Raw genomic sequence first — 1,268 nt, 5'->3', positions numbered from 1 at the left:
TCGAAACTCCCTGTCCGCCCGGATGAGCGGGGAAGGGGAGCTTACCTTGGCGGAATCAGGCCAGGCGGAAGATGCCGACCGCCGCGACCAGTTGATGCGCCTGCACATGCAGGCTGTCGGCGGCAGCGGCCGATTGCTCGACGAGTGCGGCGTTGCGCTGGGTGGCCTCGTCCAGCCCGGCCACCGTGGCGTTCAGCTGGTCGACGCCCGCGGTCTGCTGCTGGCTGGCCTGGCCCATCTCGGCGATCAGCCCGGCCACGCGCTGCACCTGTTCGACCATGCCGCCCATGTGGCGCCCGGCGCTGTTCACCAGCTCGGCGCCGGCCTGCACGCGCTCGACGCTGGAGCCGATCAGCGCCTTGATCTCCCGGGCTGCCGCGGCGCTGCGCTGCGCCAGCGCGCGCACCTCGCCGGCCACCACCGCGAAGCCGCGGCCCTGCTCGCCGGCACGCGCCGCTTCCACCGCCGCGTTCAGCGCGAGGATGTTGGTCTGGAAGGCGATGCCATCGATCACCGAGACGATCTGGCCGATCTTCTGCGAGCCCTCGGCGATGCTGTCCATCGTGTGCACCACCTGCTGCACGGCCGCGCCGCCCTGGCTCGCGGCCGCGCCCGCCTCGGCGGCGAGCCGGGCTGCGCTGCGGGCCGCATCGGCGCTGGCTTTGAGCGCGCCGGTCAGCTGTTCCATCGACGCGGCGGTCTGCTGCAGGTTGCCGGCCTGCAGCTCGGTGCGCTGGCTCAGGTCGGCGTTGCCGCGCGCGATCTGCTGCGAGCCGGTCGCGATCGAATCGCTGCTGGCCCGCACGGTGGCCACCACCTGCGTCAGCCGCTCGCACATCGCCGCCATCGCGGCCATGATGCTGGTGTCGTCGCCGGCCGCCAGCGGCACGCGCTGGCGCAGGTCGCCGGCGGCGACGGCGTTGGCCACCGCCGCCACGTCGGCCGGTTCGCCGCCGACCTGRCCCCACACCGACTTCCACGCGAAGCGGCCGAAGCCGAGCAGCAGCACGGTGGCCGCAAGAAAGACGCTCCATTGCGACCAGGCCACGCGCGTGAGCGTGGCGTCGAAGCTGGCCGAGGCCACGTCGGCAAAGGTGGTCGAGGCCTTGACCGTGGCATCGACGCCGGCCCGGTGTTGCAGGTACAGCGCGTCGGCCGACTTCAGGGCGGCCTGCGCGGCGAGCGCGTCACCGGTCGTGGTGGCCTTCAGCACCGCGCGCGAGGCCTCGAGGAAGCGCACCGCGGCTTCGTGCTGCGGGCCCAGCAAC

The 1,268-nt window shown here is 73.1% G+C and carries 1 protein-coding gene; it reads right to left on the bottom strand.

Annotated features, from left to right (window positions below; genetic code table 11):
* Window positions 1–55 precede the first annotated feature (55 nt).
* Window positions 56–1,268: methyl-accepting chemotaxis protein (locus AC1D15_RS32920; protein WP_477829372.1), on the bottom strand; the 1,213-nt coding region annotated here is incomplete at its 5' end.

The organism is Rhizobacter sp. P2_H2 (assembly GCF_056403375.1).
Note: the sequence above shows the minus strand (reverse complement) of the source record. Positions and strands in the feature narration are given on the sequence as shown.